Genomic DNA, 20365 nt, shown 5'->3' with positions numbered 1-20365 from the left:
GTATGACGACGGCGTCCGACCCCGCGTACCCGGCTCACTGGGAGGCCGACGTGGTGCTCCGCGACGGCGGCACCGCGCGCATCAGGCCCATCACCACCGAGGACGCCGAGCGGCTCGTCTCCTTCTACGAGCTGGTCTCGGACGAGTCGAAGTACTACCGCTTCTTCGCGCCCTACCCCCGCCTCTCCGCGAAGGACGTCCACCGCTTCACCCATCACGACTACGTCGACCGGGTCGGCCTGGCCGCCACCGTCGGCGGCGAGTTCATCGCGACCGTCCGCTACGACCGCATCAACGCCCTGGGCCGGCCGGCCTCCGCCCCCGCCGACGAGGCCGAGGTCGCCTTCCTCGTCCAGGACGCGCACCAGGGCCGGGGCGTCGCCTCCACGCTGCTCGAACACATCGCGGCCGTCGCCCGCGAGCGGGGCATCCGACGGTTCGCGGCCGAGGTGCTGCCCGCCAACAGCAAGATGATCAAGGTGTTCACGGACGCCGGCTACCAGCAGAAGCGGTCCTTCGAGGACGGCTCGGTCCACCTCACCCTCGACCTGGAACCCACCGCCGAGTCGCTCGCCGTGCAGCGCGCCCGCGAGCACCGCGCCGAGGCGAGATCCGTGCAGCGCCTCCTCGCGCCCGGCTCGGTCGCGGTCATCGGCGCCGGCCGCGCCCCCGGCGGCGTCGGTCGCACGGTCCTGCGCAACCTCCTGGACGCCGGGTTCACCGGACGCACCTATGCCGTGAACAAGGCGCTCGGCCCGGAGCGGCGCGAGCTCGACGGCGTCCCCGCCTTCCCCTCCGTCGGCGCGATCGGCGAACCGGTCGACCTGGCGATCGTCGCGGTGCCCGCCGAACGAGTGCCGGAAGCGGTCGCCGACTGCGGCGAGCACGGCGTCCAGAGCCTCGTCGTCCTCGCCGCCGACTACGCGGAGAGCGGCCCGGACGGCAGGGAGCGCCAGCGCGCCCTGGTCCGCCAGGCCCGTTCGTACGGGATGCGGCTGATCGGCCCCAACGCGTTCGGGATCATCAACACCGCGGCCGGGGTGCGGCTGAACGCCTCGCTGGCGCCCGAGCCGCCGGCCGCGGGGCGGATCGGCCTGTTCACCCAGTCCGGCGCGATCGGCATAGCCCTCCTGTCGGGCCTCTACCGGCGCGGCGCGGGCCTGTCCACGTTCATCTCCTCCGGCAACCGCGCGGACCTCTCCGGCAACGACTTCCTCCAGTACTGGTACGAGGACCCCGCCACCGATGTGGTCCTGCTCTACCTCGAATCCATCGGGAACCCGCGGAAGTTCACCCGGCTCGCCCGGCGCACCGCCGCCGCGAAGCCCGTCGTCGTGGTCAAGGGCGCCCGGCACAGCGGCACGACGCCGCCGGGGCACGCCGTCCCGGTGACCCGGGTGCCGGACGCCACCGTCTCCGCGCTGCTGCGCCAGGCCGGCGTCATCCTGGTCGGGACCGTCACCGAACTCGTGGACGCGGGCCTGCTGCTCGCGGGCCAGCCGCTGCCCGCGGGCCCGCGCGTGGCGATCCTCGGCAACTCCGAATCGCTCGGCCTGCTGACGTACGACGCCTGCCTGACCGAAGGCCTGCGCCCGCTGAGGCCTCTCGATCTGACGACGGGGGCGACTCCGGCCGACTTCCGCGCGGCCCTGGCGGCGGCCCTCGCGGACGACGCCTGCGACGCGGTCGTGGTGACGGCGATCCCCTGGGTCGGCGAGAACGGAGCGATGGAATCCGGCGACGGCCAGGTCCTCGCGGATGCCTTGCGCGAGGCGGCCGCCGCGGCCCCGGCGAAGCCGGTGGCGGTGGTCCACGTGGAGATCGGCGGCCTGGCGGAGGCGCTGTCGGCGGCGGCCCGCACGGTGAACAAGCGGGCGCCCCAGACCCCGCCGAATCCAGCCCCCGGGGGTCCCTCCCGGACGAATTCCCCGGGGGAGACCGAGGAGCGGGGGCCGGGGCTGGGGCAGAGCCTCAGCACTCCCCTCGGCGGGCCACCCCGCGAGGCAACCCGAATCCCCGCCTACCCCGCCGCGGAGCGAGCGGTCCGGGCGCTGGCCGAAGCGGTCCGCTACGCCCGCTGGCGCCGCGAGGCGGCGGACCCCGGCAAGGTGGGGGAGTACGAGGACATCGACGAGGCGGGCGCGGCCGCGCTGATCGAGCGCCTCCTCGGCCCCGCGCCCGACCCCCGCGGCACGACCCTGACCGCGTCGGACGCGGAGGAACTGCTCGGCCGGTACGGCATCCCGGTGCGCCCGACGCTGCCCGCGCCGGACGCGGCGCACGCCGTGGCGGCCGCCCGCCGCCTCGGCTACCCCGTCGCCCTGAAGACCACCGCCCCGCATCTGCGCCACCGCCCCGACCTCGGCGGCGTACGCCTGGATCTCGCGGACGAGCACCAACTCGCCCGTGCATATGCCGAATTGACGGCCACCCTCGGCAAGCCCGAGGAGCTGGCGCCCGTCGTCCAGGCCATGGTCCCGCGCGGCGTGGACACCGTCGTGCGCGCCTCGATCGACTCGGCGGTCGGCGCGGTGCTGTCCTTCGGACTCGCGGGCGCCGCCTCCGAGCTGCTCGGCGACACCTCGCACCGGCTGATTCCGGCCACCGACCGCGACGCGGCCGAGCTGCTGCGATCCATCCGGACGGCGCCGCTCCTGTTCGGCTGGCGGGGTTCCGCGCCGGTCGACACCGCGGCGCTCGAAGAGCTGCTGCTGCGGGTGTCGCGGCTGGTCGACGACCATCCCGAGGTGGTCGCGGTGGGTCTGGAGCCCGTCATCGTCGCCCAGCACGGCCTCTCGGTGCTCGGCGCGACGGTCCGCCTCGCCCCCGCCCCGCCCCGCACAGACCTCGGCCCCAGACGCCTGCCCAGCTACTGAGGGCCGTCCGCCCCCTGCGGCAGCTTAAGATGGACCCCATGGCGAAGACCGGTACGACGACCCAGGGGCTCCGCGCGGCGATCGAGCGCAGCGGCTACTACCCGGCCCTTGTGGCCGAGGCGGTGGAGGCCGCGGTCGGCGGGGAGCCGATCGCGTCGTACCTGGTGCACCAGGAGACCACGTTCGACGCCAACGAGGTACGCCGCCATGTGACGGTCCTCGTGCTCACGGACAACCGTTTCATCGTCAGCCACACCGACGAGCAGAACGCCGACACCAGCTCCCCGACGCCGTACGCGACCACCTCCACGGAGTCCGTGAAGCTCGGCCGGATCTCGTCGGTCGTGGTGAGCCGCGTCGTCGCCAACCCCGAGTCGTACACCCCGGGCACGCTGCCCCGCGAGGTCGTCCTGACCATCGGCTGGGGCGCGGTCGCCCGGATCGACCTGGAGCCCGCCGCCTGCGGCGACCCCAACTGCGACGCCGACCACGGCTACACCGGCAATTCCACCGCCGACGACCTGAGCCTGAGGGTCAGCGAGGCCGGCGACGGCCCGGACACGGTCCGCCAGACCCTGGCCTTCGCCCAGGCGCTGTCCGAGGCGACCGCGGCGACCGGCCGCTGATGGCCCAGCCCGCCTGGCAGGACCCCGAACCCCTCGCCCTCGACACCGCACCCGTCCCCGAGTACGGCACCGGATCGCTCGCCGATCTGCTGCCCACCCTCGTGGCGGGCCAGGGCGTACCCGGATTCGAGGAGCGCATCGCCGGGCTCGCCCCCGCCGACCGCAACTGCGTCTTCCTGATCGACGGCCTCGGCTGGGAGCAGATCAAGGCCCACCCGGACGAGGCCCCGTATCTGCACTCCCTGCTCGGCACCTCGCGCGGCGGCACCGGGCGGCCCATAACCGCCGGGTTCCCCGCCACCACCGCGACCTCGCTCGCCTCGGTCGGCACGGGCCTGGCCCCCGGCGAGCACGGCCTGCCCGGCTACACCGCGCGCAACCCCGACAGCGGCGAGCTGATGAACCAGCTCCGCTGGAAGCCGTGGACCGACCCGCACGCCTGGCAGCCGTACCCCACCGTCTTCCAGCTCGCCGACCAGGACGGCGTGCACACCGCCCAGGTCTCCTCGCCGGACTTCGAGCACACCCCGCTCACCAAGATCGCGCTCAGCGGCGGCAGCTTCCGCGGCCGTCTTTCCGGCGAGGAGCGGATGGACCTCGCGGCGGCCCAACTCGCCGCCGGGGACCGGTCGTTGGTCTACACGTACTACTCCGAGGTGGACGGCAAGGGTCACCGCTTCGGCGTCGACTCGGACGCCTGGCGGGGCCAGCTGATGTACGTCGACCGGCTCGCCCAGCGCCTGGCCGAACAGCTCCCGCCGCGCGCGGCCCTGTACATCACCGCCGACCACGGCATGATCGACATCCCGTTCGACGAGCAGTCCCGCATCGACTTCGACGAGGACTGGGAGCTGCGTGCGGGCGTCGCCCTGCTCGGCGGCGAGGGCCGGGCCCGCCATGTCTACGCCGTGCCGGGCGCCGCCTCGGACGTGCTGACCTGCTGGCGCGAGGTGCTCGGCGAGCAGTTCTGGGTCGCCGGCCGCGACGAGGCGATCGCGGCGGGCTGGTTCGGCCCGCACATCGACGAGCGGGTCTACGGCCGGATCGGCGACGTGGTCGCCGCGGCCCGTGACGACGTCGTCATCACCGCCTCGCGGCGAGAGCCCCACGAGTCCCTCATGGTCGGCAACCACGGCTCGATGACCCCGGTGGAACAGCTCGTACCGCTCCTCGAAGTACGCTCGTAACCACCCCCCTCCCACATCTGAAAGGCCGTCACCTTCCCATGCCCGAGCTGGTGTTCTTCTCCGGAACGATGGACTGCGGAAAGAGCACTCTGGCTCTGCAAATCACCCACAACCGGTCGGCTCGGGGCCTGGTGGGTGTGATCTTCACGCGAGACGACCGTGCAGGTGAGGGCAAGTTGTCGTCCCGCCTCGGCCTGGTCACGGAGGCGGTCGAAGCGTCCGAGGGCATGGACCTGTACGCGTACCTCGTCGACTGTCTCTCCAAGGGCGGCAAGGCGGACTACGTGATCGTGGACGAGGCCCAGTTCCTCGCGGCGGACCAGATCGATCAACTGGCCCGCATCGTGGACGACCTCGAGATGGACGTCTTCGCCTTCGGCATCACCACGGACTTCCGCACGAAGCTCTTCCCCGGCTCCCAGCGCCTGATCGAGCTGGCCGACCGGATCGAGCAGCTCCAAGTGGAGGCCCTGTGCTGGTGCGGCGCCCGGGCCACGCACAACGCCCGGACGATAGACGGTGAGATGGTCGTCGAAGGCGCCCAGGTGGTGGTCGGCGACGTGAGCCCGGCGGGGGAGACCGGCTACGAGGTCCTGTGCCGACGCCACCACCGCCGCCGCATGACGAGCGGTTCGGCCCAGGCCGGCGCCCTCTCCCCGGACGTCCTCCCCGTCAACCACGCCTGATACCCCGTCGCATCGTCGTTCCCGGGATGGTATGCCTCCGGGACGGCTGCGCCTGCGGCCAAGTGCTTAGACACCTGGTGTCTGTAGGGGTGTTATGCCCGTGACCAGCACGAGCGGCCGTGGCAGACAACCAGCCGCCTAAATGTTCCGCGGTTCTCGGGAAACTCCCGAGGTGGAAGAGCGGCTGCCACCTGCACTTCCCAGCTGCAATAGGTCGAGCGATCCTCGCAGCCTTCCGAGTGCCTTTCAGCTGCTCTGGCCTCGTGCGGGTATTGATCCCTGGCGAGCGGGGTCGTGAACAGCACCACCGGGACCCAGTTGCAAGGCACTCCTGCGCATCGAACACCGCGGTCCGCCAGCGCACGAACGTGACGTCCGCGCGGCGCCGACGCTTCCCCGGAATGGGAAGGTTCACCCGGTACCGAAAGCCCCCGCGTCTCAGCAGCGCACTCCAGTCGACGAGTCTTGAGAACGCCCTCGCCCATCCGGGACCGTCAGTACTGGCGCCAGTAGTTGTGACGTTCGACCTGCCAACCACCGCTCCGTTCACCGAAGCCCTCCTGACCGCAGAGGACTTCGCCATTGAATCTGCAGACACCAGTCCAGGTCGTCCGGCCGAAGCGATGGCTTTCGGTCACCCTGATTCTCCAAGCCAGGTTCCAGCCTTTGGCGGCAAGCGTGTCCATGGCAGCCGTCGCCAGCAGCAAGGCCGGAGGTCCGTGGCGGTCGATGCCCGGGTCGTGGAGGGCGGGCTGGACTTCCCCGGGAAGATGAAAGTCGAGGTGCCGGCCGCTCCAATGGAGGTCCAATAGGTCGGTCAGCGTCCGTGATGGAACCGCCCGGTTCTCCGGCTTGCCCTTGGCACCGTCCGGCAGGCGTACGAGGTAGGCATCCTCGTATTCCGCCGTGCTGGGGGACGTGGTTTCACTGCCGGATGAGGATCCTGTGATGGCTCCTGGTCGCCGGAAGTACTCCGCGAGGTACATCTGCGGCGGCAGTCGCTCGCTCAGCCGTGGTGACTCCCCAGTACCCAGCACAGTCGCGATGGCGCCCGCCCGCATGTCGCTCCGCACAAGGACTGTCTCCACCTCCACATGAACATGCTCCTGGCCGGTACCCGGTCTGGCGGGCGCCGACGAGCCCCCGTCCAGTCGCAGAACGGTGTAATGGTCGGTGACGAGAACCGGAAGTTGGCCTTCTCTCTCCGCGTCGTCAGGCCGGTCAAGGTTGTATTCGGCGCGCAGCACATACCAGGCCACCCCCTCGGGGTCTTGCACCATCGCAAACCGGGGTGGCTGCATGCCTCTCAGCACATCGGCGATGTCACTCTCGCCCACCAAGGCACACCACCAGGAGTCGGACCGCCGACTCAGGTGGGCCGAGGACGTCGGCCACCCGGGTGGGACGGTGGGGTCGATCCCGTGCCGCCGGTCGAGCACGGAGAGCTCGGACCAAGCGCGCAGCCCGCCCAGGCCGGACTTGGTCGTGCCGTGCCATTCCGCCAGAACGGTCTCGAGGACCTTCTGCTGCTGGGCGTAGGCAGGCCACTCCGCAAGGCGATAGCCCGTCCGGCGGCGCATCTTTACGTCAAGCCGCCTCGGCTTGAGAATCCGGGACCGCTGGACCAGCCACCGATAGCGCCTTGGATGGCTGTCGGTCTTCTCGACCATCGACCCGAAGTACCTCTCGCACCGCTCCAGCCTTCGCCGCGAGACCGGCAGCGGAGGAGCCCATGGCAGTCGGACCCGGGGCTCCTCGCACGGCAGGGCAGACGATGGCCAGAGCAACGTCCGCAAGCTGGAGATCGTCTGTTGGACGCCTCTGTGTGCCCTGAACTGGTCACGCATCATGACGGCGTTCCACTGCTCCACCGGAACTGCCTCACATCCCAGCAACAGTGCGCCGTAGGCGGCCAGCCAACTCGCCTCGGCAATGTACGAATCGTGGTGCTTCCCGAAGATCTCCACTTGTTCGATCGCCGCTCCGGGAACATCCCGCCAGATCTGCGCCACTGTACGCACGCACTGAGCGCGCAGTGGAGGGCTGGGAATGGCAGCAAGCCACAGCAGCACTCTGGTCACATCTGTGGCATTCTTCCGAACCTCGTCATCCCCACAGCCCGCCCATCGAATGAACTGCTGGACCATCGCCATTCCGTCGCGGTCTTCCAAGAGGTGCAGCATCGGAACGACGAAACGGCTTGCCAACTGGTGCTTCTTCAGCCCGCGAAGCTCAGAGTGGAGGAAGCTGGCACCAGCTGGATGTTCCCTGCAGGCCGAGTTCACCAGCACTGTGTACCAGACCCACGGTGCCAGCTCGGGGTCAGACGTCCAACGCTTCAGGAAACGGAGCGATTGGCCCGTGACCTGATCGCGACCCCTGCCTTCGAGGGAATCCAGAACAGCCATGACGGCGGCCGATGGCAACCGCTTCTGCAGGAAGTGCGAGAGCTCCTTCTTCGGGTGAGTGTAGGGCACCACGGCGGCCAGAGCCGACAGCAACCGGTGGGCCCGATTGGCGGTTTCATCAGGGCCGGACAGATCTTTCACCAGGGAAGACAGCTGACGCCGGTGCTCGGGTCCGTCCATCAGGTTGCGGGCCCAGACGTGCTCGGCGAACCTCTGCACAGCGAATCCGATCCGCTGATTCTTTGGATCCGATGCCAAGACACCCGCCTGGAAGAGCCATTCCAGAAGCTGTACGGGCTCTCCCAGTTCAGGCGCGCTGCGCAGAGCCGCACATGCCGAGCCGTGGTCGAGGGAATCTTGCAGCCCCAGACGCTTGCCGAGGAGTGCACAGGCCCGGCTCACCAAGGGTTGGCCGACGGCGGATGGCCGACCATGAAGGTACCGGAAGTAATCGTCGTCGAGGATCTTCATCCACCGCTCGAAGAGGTAGCCGATGCTGGGCACTTGCACGGGTGCATCGCCATCCACTTCGTCAGGCTCGCGATGCAGGCACCAGGCGAGCACGGTGAGCATCAGCGGGCGGCGCAGTTCGGCGACATCAGGTGGAAGAACCAGCGCGGGCACCTGGTAGACATCCCGCAGGAGCTCCCAGGCCTTCTCCGGGTCCGCCACACCGCTCGCCCAGTGGATCCCGTAAACCCCGACCGCACCTTCGTCCCCTGACATGCGCCGGTCCAGGCGGGTGGATGCCACGAGCAAGACATCGGGGAACTCCCTCAGCAATGCCGTCAGGGACGTGAACCCGTCCAGCTCATGACCGCGCAGAGCGGCAACATCGTTGAGGGCGTCGATCACCAGCGTGGCACTCTTCCCGCTGGCGCGGGCATGCCCTTGAAGCGCCGCCAGCAGGTTCCGAACGGGACCACCCCGACCACCCGGCGCAGCCACGCCGGCGATTTCCTCCTCCCACTGCTCGCCGCCGAGTTCCCGGCCGCTGACGAACGCCACCGGGGCCCCGGCCGCGACCCGGGCCTCCGCCCAAGCCCCGAGGCCGTAGGACTTGCCGGTGCCCCACCCTCCGGCAATCAGCAGAGCACCAGTCGCTCGGGCGAGCAGGGAAGCGTCGATGCCGACACCAGCCAGCCGACGCTGGCATGCGTGCAGTTCCTGCAACGCGGAGAACAGCCTCCGCTCGGCAGTAACGTGGTCGAAAGGCAAATCGTCATGCGGCCCTGATGCTTTGAACGCCGCACACAGCTCACGGATTACGACTCCCATGGCCTCCGCCGCTGAGGCCGCCAGTTCCAGAACCGGCCCGATGGTGCTGCCGCCGTCCCTGGCGGACCCGGGCGGCACGCCTTCGAGCATGGTGGCCAGCTCCTCGATCCGCAGGAGGCACTCCGCGCGGTCGCCCTCCTGGCTACGCCACACCGCGAGGGCTGATTCGACCCGCTTGGCCGTTGGCTGTCGAAATCCTTCGGCAGGCGGATCCCAGTCGACCCAGCGCCGCAGTGCTTCGGCCGCCAACCGGATGCGAGCCGCGACCGTCCCGGGAGAGGCCAGCTCCTCGAGGACATCGCTGAGCGGAGTATGCAGCCACGGAGTCTGCAGCCCGGCGGCGTCGGTAGTCCGGCGGATGCTGCGCGCCGTAGCCAGCGCCTTGCGATCGAGGTCGACGCGGTGAGCAATCTGATCCCCGGCGGAAGGTGGCTCGGACTCGGCAAGCAGTTGTCCGTCGACACGTGCACCGGCGGTGTGAATATGCAACTCGCCCACGGTCCCGGCCTGCACCGTCGGACCGTGGAACTCCCCGCCTTCGATGTAATTCGACACCCACTCGATTCTGCCGGAGGCCAGTGCGCCCAGGGGCGTCCTTCTGGCAAGAGAGGTGGGCAGTCAACCGGTCAGCTTCCGGCAGCTGGAATTCACCAGTGAATCCATCAACGACGATGCTGCACTCAACGCGGCGTACTGGTCGCTTCGTGGCACCGCCGCATGGCGGCGGAGTCCGACTCCGACCTCACGCGTGGCATGCAGCGGGCTCGGCTGAGATGGTGGATGACCCTGCGGGGGACCCCAGTCCCTATGACGTCCTCGAACCTTCCGCCGTCGGGACGCCAACGGCGGAAGCACAACAGGAAGAGGAATTGCCCTAGTCAGTAGGAACATTGAACGTGATGTTAGAAAAATCCCGTCCCTGGAGCACCTCGCGCTGAGTTCCCCCACTGATGTGGTTGTGGACCTCGCCGCTTGAGCTCACGGTCTGCGCCCGCTGCCACCATTCTTCGAGAAGGCCTCGGAACTCGGCGTCCAGCGCCGCCCGCACGCCCAAGGCGGTTGCCAGCGCCTGCGCTCGCATCGGATCGGTGGGATCCGCTTCCAGCGAGGCGAGCTCCGGCTGGCTTGAACTCACACCAGGGGGCGTCTCTTCGGACTCGCCACGCCGGAAGGGCCGCCGGACGAGCGCGGTGAGTCCTTGCCACGCATGATGGCCGGCTTCCCCGCCGACCCCTCCAGCCAGTGCTGCAAGGGCGGCCGCCGTAATCGGATCCATGGTTACGCTCCCTGAGTCGTCGTCTGTGCCCACCATAGGAGCGTCGAGGTCCAGGCGTAGCGATTTCGAACAAGGCCCAGGGCGTGCTTGGACATGCCGGGCGGGAAGGCCTCATTCTGGCGGTCTCAATTCCGGCCAAGGAGGCGCCTGCAGTAGGTGTCGTGATTCAGTGGTCCTTCCACCCATCCCGCCTTGCGGAACGTACCGTTGGGGGATGGCTGAGGAGACGTACAACAGGCTGGACGGATGTGCCGAGGTGGTTGTCCAGGCCGGCCGTATCGGTGAGTTGCATCAGCACCTGCATGGGGTGACGTTTCCGGCTCAGCCAGTGCCCTTTCAGCTGCCGCCCGCAATCGTGCACTTCGAGAACCGGCAGGCGGAACAGGAACGGATCATGCGGGCTGCCGAGAGCCACTCGGGCCACACCGGGCCGCTGGTAGTCGGGTTGACCGGGATCGGCGGGATCGGCAAGACCGCTCTGGGGTTCCACGTGGCCCGTCAACTCAGCGAAAGGTATCCGGACGGGATCCTGTACGTAGATCTGGACGACCTGCGCCGGGACGGAGCGGTGGAGGTGGCGGACGCCGTCGCGGAGTTGCTGAGCGGGCTTGGGGTCGCGCCGGAGTGGTTGGAGCGGTCCTTCGCGGGCCGTTCGAAGCAGTACTGGACACGTACCCGGGACAAGCGGCTCATCGTGGTCGTCGACAACGCGCGGTATGGAGCGGAAGCCGTACCGCTCCTTCCGGCGTCCGCCGGGAGTCTCGTCATCGTGAACAGCCAAGGTTCGCTGTACGACCTCCACGGTGTTGCGGCGGTCGAGGTGCCCGTCGACTTCCTGGCGGTGGACGATGCTGTCCGACTGCTCGGGCGCGTCGTGGACGATCCCCGGCTGTCGGCGGAGCCGGAGGCTGTTGCGGAGTTGGCCCGTGGCTGCGGGGGACTGCCGGCCGCGCTCCACGTGGCAGGCCAGTGGATCCGCAAGTACCGCCGGCGCAGTCTGTCCCGGCTGGTCGCCGAGCTGACCGCGGAGCTGTACGAGAGGGGCATCCCCATGGTGGAGGCGGTGTGGGACGCCGCGTACACAGGACTCGGGCCGGAGTCCGCACGGCTCTACTGCCTGCTGTCGCTGTTTCCCGCCCCTGCCGTCACCGCTCCGGCCGCCGCGGCGATCCTCGGGGGTGGACTGGTGCCGGCCGAGGACGCGCTGGAGGAGTTGGAGTCGGCCGGCCTCCTGGAGAACCGGGCCGAGGGATACCGGATGCACGACCTGCTGCGCGGGCATGCCGACCGCCGTGCACGCCAGGCCGATCCCGAAGGAGCGGACCGTACAGAGGCACTCCGTCGGCTCATTCGCTGGTACCGGCGCCAGTCGGCGCGGGCAGATCTGCTGGGTGCCGGCCCGCGCATGACCTTCGCCGACCTGCCCGGCCCACCGAGCGGGGACGTACCCGACATCGATTTCGGCGGCAAGACGGCGGCTCTGAGGTGGCTGGAGTCGCAGCGGCTCGCTCTGTTTGCCTGTGTCCGGCTCGCCTTCGAGGCAGGGGAGTACGAGGACGCGTGGGCTCTGTGCGAACCCTTGTGGACTCACTTCCTCGACCACCCGCACTATGGGGACGTGACAGATGCCTTCCACATCGGAGTGGTAGCTGCCGATCGCCTGGAATACCTGCCGGCGATGGTTCGGATGCGGTGCCAGCTGGCCAGACCGCTGTGGGAGCAAGAGCGTTACGACGAGGCCGAGGCACACTTGCGGCAGGCGCTGAGTGCCTCCGAAGCTCTGGGTGAATCCACGCGGGACCGGAAGCTGAAGGCGTCGGCAGTGGAGTTCCAGGGCCTGTTGAAGTCCGCTAAGGGAGATTGGGCGGGAGCCGCCTCGAACTTCGAGGAGGCCAGTCGAGTACACGTGGGGATCGGCAACGCGTACGGAGTCCTGCTCCAGACCTACTTGCTGGGTCGCACGGCGCTGTGCCAGGGCGAGCACGGACAGGCGGTCGTCCTCCTGAGCGAGGCCCACAGCATGGCGCGGGAGCAGGAACGTGAGCGGATGACGGCGCGGACCGGATTCGAACTCGGCCGTGCGCTGAGGCGTGCAGGCCGGGCAGCAGAAGCGGCCGGTCTGGTGCGAGCGGCACTGGACAATGCCCGTCAGCGAGGGTCCACCGCCGATGAAGTGCGCGTCCTGGAGGAACTGGCCGCCCTTGCGGACGACCTGGGTGAGGTTACGGAAGCGGAGCAGCACCGGACCGCGGCGCGGCTGCTGGCTACGCGCTCCGGTGCAGTGCCCAGCGACGATCAGAGCTCATAACCGAGGTCTTCCTCGTCAGCCCGGTCCAGGTGGATACGGACACTGAACGGTCCGGTGTCACACACGAGCGGCACTGGAGGTGTCCACCGCTCGTTGGCGCCCAGCCATGAGTGGACCGCTGAGACCACGGCCGCCGGATCGGAGCGCAGGACACGTCCGGAGGCTCTGCACGGCTCGATCCGGACACTGAGCAGTCCCGCCGAGCGGTGCCTGATCAGGCACCGCTCGGGGGTGAGGATTGCAGCTGCGGTCCGGCAGCCGGGAGCCTCGTCCAGGGCGCGGGCAGTCCAGCCCGCCGCTGTCCAGGCGCTGGTGTGTGGAGCGGGGGAGACGGATCGGGCTCGGCACCACAGCACCGACGCGCTTTGCAAGTGGCGCTGATCGGCCTCCGGGTGTTCGGCCGCCAGATGGTGCGCAGCCTCGGAGGTGGACGGGGGGAACCGCGAGATGGTGATCAGGTTCCCGGATACGTCGGCCCGTACCGCGAAAGCGGCAGGCCGTGGCGGCACGACTACTGGCCGCGGGAGGGGGCGCGGCGCCACTGGAATGGAGGGTGGCCGTAGTCCCAGCAGTCGATAGAGCTCGCGGCGGAGCCGCGGCAGGGCTTGACCCTGGTGGGCGAAAGCAGCGCTTGCGAGGCCGCCGGCGTCGTGGGTCGCGGCAGCCTGGAGAGTACCCGGCAGCTCGGCGGCCTCGGAAAGCCTGGGCGCCCGCGCGAGTACCTCCGCCATGGGGCTACCTGGGATCAGCTCGTTCCCGCCGTCGTACGCGCCGATGACCGCGAGGCCCAGAGCGGCCGCGTAGAGGGCGGTGGAGCCGTGATCGGTGACCACGGCATCGGCCGCGACCAGAAGGGCGGCCCATTCCTCGTACGGACCGGGCAACACCAGGCCTGCTGCCAGGGCGGGAGCGAGCTGGCGGGAGAGGTCGAACGAGCCCGTCCGGCTGTACTCGTTGGGATGGAGGATCAACGCGATCTGGTACGCGTCGTGGGGGAGCAGGCCGATGAGTTCGCCCGGCAACTCCGGCCGCTGGGCGAGCAGGGATTCAGACCCCCATGTGGACGTGAGGGCGATGAGGCGTCGCCTGCCCGTGCCGAGGGCCGAACGGTAGCTCTCCCGGTGGGCGAGCGAGCCGAGCAGCCGGTCCAGGGTTGGGTCGCCTACCACCGTCGCCTGAGCGGCGGCGGGAGGGCAGTACTTGGTGAGGCGGGCGAGTTGGTCGCCGTGCGCCAGCGCATGGAGGTCGGCCCAGGGTTCACCTTGGGCGAGGAGGTAATACGGATCGAGTCCGGACGGGAGCTGCGGTGAACCGTCGCCGCTGACCGCCTTATTGAAGCCGGCGCCGTGCGGCAGGACTACCCGGGGCCCGGACAGCGCCCGCAGAGGTCCCTTCGGGCTGGCGGTCAGGATCAGGTCGTGCTCGCGGCTATGAGCTTCGTCCCAGGTGAGCGTTCGGGCGCCGGAATGTTCCAATGCCGCGAGGGCGCCCACGTCGAACGCAGATCCCGGTACCAGGGTGAACTTGACGGCGATGCGCTTGTCGCCATCGAAGACGGGCAGTACGTCGAGAAGGCGGTGCAAAGCCCCCGCGGAACGAACGGCGACGAGGACTGCCAGCTGCCCGCTGCCCGCTGCCCGCTGCCCGCTGCCCGCTGCCCGCTGCCCGCTGCCCGCTGCCCGCTGCCCGCAAATCATCAATTCTAGCTGAAAAGCTACTAAGGGGAACGTTGTTCCTGGCGGACGGGGCGAAATCGTCAAGGGCCTCTGGCGGCATACCGTTGATCGTACCGGCGGCGCAACGCCAGGATCCGGCTTCGCTGTGGTCGGCCTGATGAGGTGTGCTGTGTCCCGCGGCTGGCCCAACAGACTGAGGGCACGGTGCCAGGCGGCGATGCTATCTCCGCGCGAGTTGGTGGATGGTCAAGAAAGAGCACCCTCGCTCTTCAGATCGAGCACAACCGCTCCGCGCGCGGCCTGCAGGGCATGATCTTCACCCGTGACGACCGGGCCGGCGAGGGCAAGCTGTCGTCCCGGCTCGGCCTGGTGACCGACGCGGTGGAGGCCGCCGACGGCTTCGACTTCTACGCCTACCTCGTCGCCCACCTCTCCAAGGGCGGCCGCTGCGACTACGTCATCGCGGACGAGGCCCAGTTCCTCGCGCCCGAGCAGATCGACCAGCTCGCGCGGGTCGTGGACGATCTGGAACTCGACGTCTTCGCCTTCGGCATCACCACCGACTTCCGCTCCAAGCTGTTCCCCGGCTCGCAGCGGCTCGTCGAACTCGCCGACCGGGTCGAGGTGCTCCAGGTCGAGGCGCTGTGCTGGTGCGGGGCCCGCGCCACCCACAACGCCCGCACCATCGGCGGCCGGATGGTCGTCGAGGGTGCCCAGGTCGTCGTCGGCGACGTCAACCAGTCGCAGGACGAGATCGGCTACGAGGTCCTGTGCCGGCGCCACCACCGCCGCCGGATGACGAGCGCCTCGGCGCGGGCGGCGGCCCTGTCGCCGGACGTGCTGCCCGTCGCGACGCCCTGATCGACCGGCCGGGTGAGCGCACTTCCCTTAATTCCACAATGCGGAAATGAAATTCCACTAGATGCTATCCTCGGGATCATGTCGCGGGGGCGTCAGGCGATTCCGGATGCGAACGGGTGGCCTGAAGACATCACGTCTGCCCCCGCTTGTGACCTGTGGAGGTATGCGTGAACGACGCTCGTGTCGCACTGATCACCGGCTCGTCATCGGGAATCGGTGCCGCGGTCGCCCGCCGTATGGCCGATGCCGGAATGTGCGTGGTCATCAACTCGACGGCGTCCGTCAAGGCCGGCCAAGAGCTGGCCGCCGAGCTGCCCCGGGCCATCTACGTGCAGGGCGATGTCTCCGACCCGGCGGACGCGCGGCGCCTGGTCGAGGCGACCGTTGAGGAGTTCGGCCGGCTCGACGTCCTGGTGAACAACGCCGGGCTCACCCGGTTCATCCCGCTCGACGACATCGAGGCGGTCGACCAGTCGGTCTGGCGGGAGATCTTCGACGTCAACGTCATCGGAACCTGGCACATGATGAAGGCGGCCGAGCCGCACCTCAAGGCCACCGGATCCGGCTCGATCGTCAACATCTCGTCCGTGTCGGGCAGTCGGGCCATGGGCAGCTCGATCCCGTACGCCGTCAGCAAGGCGGCCGTCGACCACCTCACCCGGCTGTGCGGGGCGACGTTCGGCCCCGAGATCCGGGTGAACGCGGTCGCGCCCGGGCTCGTGGACACGCCGTGGTACGACGACGCCCCCGAGGTGTGGGAGGGCTCGCGGGACTGGATCACCGCCAACACCCCGCTGCGCAGGGTCGGTTCGCCCGAAGACGTCGCCGAGGCGGTCTTCGGCCTCGCGCACGCCGAGTACACCACCGGCTCCGTGCTGATGGTCGACGGCGGACGGCATCTGGTCTGAGTCCAGCGCGAGCCACCCCTCTCAACTCGCCCTGGAATCAAGTGCGTTCGGCGACTGGCGCCCAACCGGTACGGGCCTGTTCCGCATGGGTTCGCCCGAACACCACGACCACCCGAGCCCTTGTACTCCTTGGGCTGTCGCCGCCACAGCGGCCGACTCCCTTCAAGGAGGACACCATGAAGAAGATCGTCGTGCGCAAGACCGGTTCCATCCGCCTGACCGCGCCGTGCCAGACGCACTACAACATCTTCGCCTTCTGACCGGCACGCTCCAGCGACGTGTGCGCAGCGGGGCCCGCGCCTTCACCAAGGGGCGCGGGCCCCGTCCCCATCCCTTACACCTACCGGGAGGCGTCCCGTGCTCCTCGACAGTCCTGTCTCCTTCCACCGCCCGAGTTTCGTTCCCGCCGGCGAGGACGTCCTGGTGGGGCGGCCCGACACCGACGACTTCGCCGTCCTGCCACCCGACGGGGCCGCCGCGCTGCGGCGGATGACCGAGGGGCAGACGCCCGCGCAGGCCGCCGTCTGGTACGCCGAGCGCTACGGGGAACAGCCGGCACATGGCCGACTTCCTCGACACCATCGGCGCACTCGGCTTCGTGCGTGGCGCGGACGAGGCTCAGGAGGCCGCGCCCGAGGTCCGCTTCCAGCGCCTGGCCCAGGTCCTGTTCTCGCGCCCCGCGCTCTGCTGCTACGGGCTGCTCGTAGCCGCCTGGCTCGCCGTCATCGCCACCACGCCCGATCTCGCGCCCCACCCCGGCCAGGTCTTCTACATCGACTCGCTGCTCCTGGTCCAACTCGTCGTGGTATTCCGGCAGTTGCCGTTCGGCGGCCTGCACGAGGCGTTCCACGTCCTGGCCGGGCGCCGGCTCGGGCTGCCCCGCGAACTCGGCATGGGGACGCGCCTCTACGTCGTGGTCTTCGAAACCCGGATGAACGGCCTGCTCACCGTCGAGCGGCGCAAGCGGTACCTGCCGTTCCTCGCCGGCAAGCTGGTCGACCTGGTGGTGGTCAGCACCCTCGGCCTCGTCGCCTTCGCGCTGCGCGCGTCCGACGGCACGGAGCCGGTGGCGGGGCGGCTGCTGCTCGCGATGGCGTGCCCGATCCTCATCCGCTACGGCTACCCGCTCTTCCTGTTCCTGGAGACGGACGTCTACTACGTCTTCGCCACCGCGCTGGGCCGCCACGACCTGCCCGCCGCGACCCGCGCCCTCGTCCTGAACCGGCTGCGCCGCGTCATCGGGCGCCCGGCGCGCATCGACCTGTCCCAGTGGACCCGGCGCGACCTCGCCGTCGCCCGCTGGTACGCCCCGTTCTTCATCGTCGGGGTGGCCGTGCTGCTCGCCATGGCGCCGCTGGTGTTCGTGCCGCTCTTCGTGCAGACCGTACGGCTGCTCGCGGACGGGATCTCCTCGGCGGGCAACGGACTGCCGTTCTGGGACAGCCTGGTGTTCGCCGCGCTCAACATCGTGCAGATCGCCTTCTGGGCCTGGCTGGCCGTGCGGGTCCACCTCCGTCGTCGCCGTACTTCCCGTGGAGCCCCGTCATGACCGCTCGCCACCTCCGGATCACCGGCGCCCGCAGCGCCGATCGCCGGGCCGCGCTCGAAGCCGCCGGCCCCTTCGAGTTCACCACCACCTGTCACCGGTGGCTGCGCGGCCCGTGCACGGCGCTCACCGCGCTGCTGCACCGCTACGTGCCCGAGGCCTGGGCATCCGGCCGGAACTGGTTGACGAGCACCGGGCCGCCCTGCTCTACCTCGTCCCCGAACTGGCAGGCCGCATCGGCCCGCCGCCGCCCTCGCTGGTGAACGACACCCCGCACGAGGAGCGCACCCGGTACTTCGCCGAGCGCCTGATCCGGGCCACCAGCCACGGGATCATCGACTTCCTGCTCGCCCACGCCCGCCACTGCCAGGGCCCGCCGCTCACCCTCGCCTTCGACGACGTGCACGCCGCTTCCACCACCGAGCAGGAGTTCCTGGCGCTGCTCGTGCGGCGCGCCGACCCTCGCGTCCTGAGGGTCGCGGTCGCCGGAGCCGATGGGCCGTTGACCACTGAACTGACCGAAATCCTGCGGGAGTTCACCGAAAGCGTTCCGGTGGCGCAAGCCCCCGGCGGCCCTGTGCTCGACGCCCGCGGCTACGTCTGGACGGACTGCACCAGCGACGACCCCGAGGCGTACGCGGCCTACCGCGCGCTCCCCGAGGCGACGCGGGCCGCGCTGCACGACGAGCGCGCCGCCGAACTGGAGGCCCGCCCCGACCGTGGCCTGCTGCTCGGTGCGATCCCCAACCACCGCGAGCGGGGGGCCGATCCGCACGGCGAGGGCCGCCGGGCCCTGCGCGCCGCCCTCGAAACTCTGCGTGGCCATCGGCTACTCGGAGGCGACCGCCGACCTCGGCATGCGGGGCCGCGCCCTCTGCGACCCGGACACCGACGCCCAGGACCACTGCCACTTCACCGCCAAGGCCGCGAGCACCCTGGTGCCGCTCGGCCGTTACGTCGTGCACCGCTCCCAGCTCCTGCACAACCGCGCCCGGGTACGGTACGCGCTCGGCCGACTGGACGAGGCTTACGCGGACTTCACCGAGCTGATCGCCTGGGACCCGTACTACGTCGAGTACCACGTGGACCGCGCCAACCTCTGTCGCCGCCGAGGTGACCTGGCGGGGGCGCTCGCCGGGTACGACCGGGTCGTGCGGGTCTCGGCTCCGATGCCCGAGCTGTTCCACAACCGGGGCGACGTGCGGGCCGAGGCGGGGGACGTCGAAGGGGCGCGCGCCGATTTCACCCGCGCCCTCGAACTGGAGCCGGACGAGCTGGGAACCGGCTCGCGCGCATCGCCCTGCTGATCGAGGCGGACCGGCCGGGGGAGGCGCTGGCCGACGTGCGGGCGGGCCTCGGTCTGCACGGCGACGACGCCCGGCTGCTCTACCTGGCCGGACTCGCCCAACAGGCGCTGGGAGAGCCGGAGTTGGCGCGCGATGCCTACGACCGAGCCCTTGCCGCAGCCCCGGGAGACGTCCCGGCGCTGACCGACCGCGCGGTGCTCGCCTTCGAGCAGGGCGACGCGCAGGGGGTGGTGACCGATCTGGCGGCGGCCCTCGCACTGGGCGGCGAGCACCCGGACGTGCTGTACAACCGGGTCTTCGCCCTGCTGGCCGCGGGGGACGCCGAGCCCGCCCTGGCCGACTTGACCAGGGCGCTCGCGCTGCCCGGCGCGGACCTCGCGGCGCTGCTGTGCCGCCGCGCGCAGTGCCTGGCCGGGCTCGGCGAGCGCCTCGCGGCGCAGCCGGGCGAGCGTGCCGCCGGGAATGTCGAGGGCCGCTTCGAGCGCCCGGTCCAGATCCGGCGGCGGCAGCCGCCTGCCCTGTTCGTAGTCGGAGAGATCGGGCTGTGCGCGGACAGGCCGACCCGGTGGGCCAGGACCCGCATCGACTGCCCGGTCTCGATCCGTTTGCAGCGCAGCAGCCGGGCCAGTTCGCCAGTCGCCGGACCGCCCGGCCGGGGCGCGCCGGTCATGCGCCGCCCCTGCCCGACCGGTCGCGGTCGCCCCACACCTCGGGCGCCACGACCCACACCACCACGGTCGCCAGAACATGGAAGTTCCACCGCCGTGGCCTGCTTCCCCCGCTCATCGCCTTCCCCCTTCGGCTCTCCTCGGCTCGCGGCTGGTCCGCCGGATTGGAAGCCTGGCCCCGGGGTCCTGCCGCTGTCACGCCCGGTTCCGCTCAGCGGAACGCGCCGCCCGCAGTCCGGCACTGATGGCGCACCCTGCCTGCCGCACCGCGTCCGTTCGGCCGGGCCTCGGCGACCAGGAGCTTGCCCGCGGCCGTGGCCCACGGGAAGACCGCGCCGAGTCCGGGGTAGGGCTGCCAGGCCTGCCCGAGCCGGAACATCCGCGGGCCCATGCGGTACTGGCTCTGCCGCTGCCGCTCCACCGCGCCGAGATCCGCCAGCTGCTGGAGCAGCCGGTGGGCGGTGGCCTTCGGCAGTCCGCTCTCCTCGGCGAGGCGGGTCACACCGGCCTGGCCGAGCCGTTCCATCGCGGTGAGGAGCGCGAAGGTGCCTTCCAGCACGCTGCGGGCCCCCGAGTGTCCTGCATCCCCCATGCGGTTCCCCCCCGGCGGCCAGTGTCCCGCAGCACACGTCGGCCGAGCGGGCCGGAACCGGGCGCGAGGAGGTGATGGGTACGTCTTGTGTACGCCACGGTGGACCGCGCGCGTGCCCCGGCTCAGTCAGCCGCAACTCACGTACGGGACATGGGAGTTGGG

The 20365-nt window shown here is 70.2% G+C and carries 15 protein-coding genes; 10 read left to right on the top strand and 5 right to left on the bottom strand.

Translation table 11 applies throughout. The features are described 5' to 3' along the window. Window positions 1-2 precede the first annotated feature (2 nt). Genes ADK54_RS11630 through ADK54_RS11615 form a run of 4 tightly spaced genes read left to right on the top strand, consistent with a single transcriptional unit; the run spans window position 3 to window position 5375 of the window. Window positions 3-2876 (top strand): GNAT family N-acetyltransferase, encoded by a 2874-nt coding sequence (locus tag ADK54_RS11630; RefSeq protein WP_053725499.1) that lies wholly within the window; start codon window positions 3-5, stop codon window positions 2874-2876. A 38-nt stretch (window positions 2877-2914) separates the two neighbouring features. Further along, complete coding sequence (locus ADK54_RS11625; RefSeq protein ID WP_053725537.1) at window positions 2915-3502, top strand: DUF5998 family protein; 588 nt, start codon at window positions 2915-2917, stop codon at window positions 3500-3502. Beyond that, window positions 3502-4689: an alkaline phosphatase family protein gene (locus ADK54_RS11620; protein ID WP_053725498.1), complete on the top strand. Its 1188-nt coding sequence runs from the start codon at window positions 3502-3504 to the stop codon at window positions 4687-4689. The genes ADK54_RS11625 and ADK54_RS11620 overlap by 1 nt, the downstream gene beginning before the upstream one ends. Before the next feature lie 38 nt (window positions 4690-4727). Beyond that, complete coding sequence (locus ADK54_RS11615; protein WP_053725497.1) at window positions 4728-5375, top strand: thymidine kinase; 648 nt, start codon at window positions 4728-4730, stop codon at window positions 5373-5375. A 494-nt stretch (window positions 5376-5869) separates the two neighbouring features. Here the strand turns inward: ADK54_RS11615 and ADK54_RS11610 are convergent, their stop codons facing one another. Further along, window positions 5870-9616: a hypothetical protein gene (locus ADK54_RS11610; RefSeq protein WP_053725496.1), complete on the bottom strand. Its 3747-nt coding sequence runs from the start codon at window positions 9614-9616 to the stop codon at window positions 5870-5872. Between the two features lie 319 nt (window positions 9617-9935). Then, window positions 9936-10337: a hypothetical protein gene (locus ADK54_RS11605; RefSeq protein WP_053725536.1), complete on the bottom strand. Its 402-nt coding sequence runs from the start codon at window positions 10335-10337 to the stop codon at window positions 9936-9938. A 394-nt stretch (window positions 10338-10731) separates the two neighbouring features. Between ADK54_RS11605 and ADK54_RS11600 the strand changes: the two genes are divergently transcribed. Beyond that, window positions 10732-12645 (top strand): NB-ARC domain-containing protein, encoded by a 1914-nt coding sequence (locus tag ADK54_RS11600; RefSeq protein WP_234392013.1) that lies wholly within the window; start codon window positions 10732-10734, stop codon window positions 12643-12645. Here ADK54_RS11600 and ADK54_RS11595 read toward each other — a convergent pair. Continuing rightward, on the bottom strand, window positions 12633-14228 hold the full coding sequence (locus tag ADK54_RS11595; RefSeq protein ID WP_234392012.1) for a translation initiation factor 2: 1596 nt from the start codon (window positions 14226-14228) through the stop codon (window positions 12633-12635). The genes ADK54_RS11600 and ADK54_RS11595 overlap by 13 nt on opposite strands. A gap of 315 nt (window positions 14229-14543) precedes the next feature. Between ADK54_RS11595 and ADK54_RS11590 the strand changes: the two genes are divergently transcribed. The 4 genes from ADK54_RS11590 (at window position 14544) to ADK54_RS11580 (ending at window position 17639) form a co-directional block, all read left to right on the top strand. Beyond that, window positions 14544-15182 (top strand): thymidine kinase, encoded by a 639-nt coding sequence (locus ADK54_RS11590; RefSeq protein ID WP_053725533.1) that lies wholly within the window; start codon window positions 14544-14546, stop codon window positions 15180-15182. 167 nt (window positions 15183-15349) lie between these two features. Next, entirely contained in the window at window positions 15350-16090 is a 741-nt protein-coding gene (locus ADK54_RS11585; RefSeq protein WP_053725495.1) for an SDR family NAD(P)-dependent oxidoreductase, read from the top strand. Between the two features lie 41 nt (window positions 16091-16131). Beyond that, window positions 16132-16350: a hypothetical protein gene (locus ADK54_RS45875; protein WP_159047731.1), complete on the top strand. Its 219-nt coding sequence runs from the start codon at window positions 16132-16134 to the stop codon at window positions 16348-16350. 299 nt (window positions 16351-16649) lie between these two features. Further along, a complete protein-coding gene (locus tag ADK54_RS11580; RefSeq protein ID WP_053725494.1) occupies window positions 16650-17639 on the top strand; it encodes a hypothetical protein in 990 nt (329 codons plus the stop codon). Window positions 17640-17781: 142 nt separating this feature from the next. On the opposite strand, the gene ADK54_RS11575 is transcribed toward ADK54_RS11580, so the two are convergent. Beyond that, window positions 17782-18462, bottom strand: a complete 681-nt coding sequence (locus ADK54_RS11575; protein ID WP_159047730.1) for a hypothetical protein — start codon at window positions 18460-18462, stop codon at window positions 17782-17784. Here ADK54_RS11575 and ADK54_RS11570 point away from each other — a divergent pair. Then, window positions 18455-18943, top strand: a complete 489-nt coding sequence (locus ADK54_RS11570; protein WP_053725492.1) for a tetratricopeptide repeat protein — start codon at window positions 18455-18457, stop codon at window positions 18941-18943. The two genes, ADK54_RS11575 and ADK54_RS11570, sit on opposite strands and share 8 nt — an antisense overlap. Before the next feature lie 879 nt (window positions 18944-19822). On the opposite strand, the gene ADK54_RS42640 is transcribed toward ADK54_RS11570, so the two are convergent. Then, window positions 19823-20203 carry a helix-turn-helix domain-containing protein gene (locus ADK54_RS42640; protein ID WP_078966309.1) on the bottom strand — a complete coding sequence of 127 codons (381 nt, stop codon included), beginning with the start codon at window positions 20201-20203 and terminating at the stop codon, window positions 19823-19825. Window positions 20204-20365 lie beyond the last annotated feature (162 nt).

Origin of the sequence: Streptomyces sp. WM6378 (assembly GCF_001279695.1) — a bacterium.
Lineage (GTDB): Bacteria > Actinomycetota > Actinomycetes > Streptomycetales > Streptomycetaceae > Streptomyces.
The sequence above is the reverse complement of the archived record's forward strand: the minus strand, read 5'-3'. Positions and strand labels throughout refer to the sequence as shown.

What these genes read in the sequence shown, in the direction of transcription:
- ADK54_RS11615 (WP_053725497.1), top strand. Translation starts at nt 4,728, where the DNA reads ATGCCCGAGCTGGTGTTCTTCTCCGGAACGATGGACTGCGGAAAGAGC.
- ADK54_RS11625 (WP_053725537.1), top strand. Translation starts at nt 2,915, where the DNA reads ATGGCGAAGACCGGTACGACGACCCAGGGGCTCCGCGCGGCGATCGAG.
- ADK54_RS42640 (WP_078966309.1), bottom strand. Translation starts at nt 20,203, where the DNA reads ATGGGGGATGCAGGACACTCGGGGGCCCGCAGCGTGCTGGAAGGCACC.
- ADK54_RS11575 (WP_159047730.1), bottom strand. Translation starts at nt 18,462, where the DNA reads ATGGCCACGCAGAGTTTCGAGGGCGGCGCGCAGGGCCCGGCGGCCCTC.
- ADK54_RS11600 (WP_234392013.1), top strand. Translation starts at nt 10,732, where the DNA reads ATGCGGGCTGCCGAGAGCCACTCGGGCCACACCGGGCCGCTGGTAGTC.
- ADK54_RS11605 (WP_053725536.1), bottom strand. Translation starts at nt 10,337, where the DNA reads ATGGATCCGATTACGGCGGCCGCCCTTGCAGCACTGGCTGGAGGGGTC.
- ADK54_RS11630 (WP_053725499.1), top strand. Translation starts at nt 3, where the DNA reads ATGACGACGGCGTCCGACCCCGCGTACCCGGCTCACTGGGAGGCCGAC.
- ADK54_RS11580 (WP_053725494.1), top strand. Translation starts at nt 16,650, where the DNA reads ATGGCCGACTTCCTCGACACCATCGGCGCACTCGGCTTCGTGCGTGGC.
- ADK54_RS11620 (WP_053725498.1), top strand. Translation starts at nt 3,502, where the DNA reads ATGGCCCAGCCCGCCTGGCAGGACCCCGAACCCCTCGCCCTCGACACC.